The sequence below is a fragment of the Arthrobacter sp. SIMBA_036 genome, assembly GCF_046535135.1.
GTDB lineage: Bacteria > Actinomycetota > Actinomycetes > Actinomycetales > Micrococcaceae > Arthrobacter.
Window position 1 is genome coordinate 1 of the sequence record NZ_JAWRXG010000465.1, and the last position, 236, is coordinate 236.

Annotated in this window: 1 protein-coding gene; it reads left to right on the forward strand. The window is 62.7% G+C overall.

From position 1 onward, the window contains the following. Positions 1–236: hypothetical protein (locus SB659_RS20540; RefSeq protein ID WP_410551776.1), on the forward strand; the 236-nt coding region annotated here is incomplete at both ends.

The window sequence follows — 236 nt, forward strand, 5'->3', positions numbered from 1 at the left end:
ACTTGAACCCCAGACCGCGGGCGATGGCGTTGACCGCCTCCTCCTCCGTCGCGCCGAGACCCTTGCCAATAACCGACTTCAGACCTTCGTCGATTTACATCGGCGGTATCAGTTCGATCCGGCGCAGACTGGGAGACGAGACGGCGCTCCGGTCGCGCAGTTGAAATTGTCCAGCCGGCCACAGAAGGAAATCGCCGGATCGATGCACGTGCTCGCCGCCTACGGCGACGTCGATG